General features: G+C 49.5%; 1 protein-coding gene. It reads left to right on the plus strand.

The genetic code is table 11. From position 1 onward, the window contains the following. Positions 1-420 (plus strand): FAD-binding oxidoreductase (locus DSY14_RS28195; RefSeq protein WP_211719612.1); only part of this gene is annotated, 420 nt, incomplete at both ends.

The following is a 420-nucleotide window of genomic DNA, read 5'->3' on the forward strand; positions in this document are numbered from 1 at the left end:
CGGCGTCATCACCGAACAACTACAACAGTTTGCCGAATCAAAAGACCTCTACTATCCCGTCGACTTTGCCTCAGCAGGCTCTAGCCAAATGGGCGGCAATATCGGCACCAATGCAGGCGGCATCAAAGTCATTCGTTATGGCATGACCCGTCAATGGATCATGGGACTGACCGTCGTTACGGGTCGTGGCGACATCTTGCAGCTTAATCGCGGCATGGTCAAGAACGCCACTGGTTACGACTTACGTCAATTGTTCATCGGTAGCGAAGGCACGCTAGGTTTTGTCACTCACGCACAAATCAAGCTGGAACGTCAGCCTCAGGACTTAAATGTCATGGTACTTGGCATGGACAGCTTTAACGACGTCATGAATGTCTTATCTGCCTTTCAAGCAAAAATCGATTTGACCGCCTTTGAATT

Source organism: Nocardiopsis sp. MG754419, from assembly GCF_018207095.1.
GTDB lineage: Bacteria > Actinomycetota > Actinomycetes > Streptosporangiales > Streptosporangiaceae > Nocardiopsis.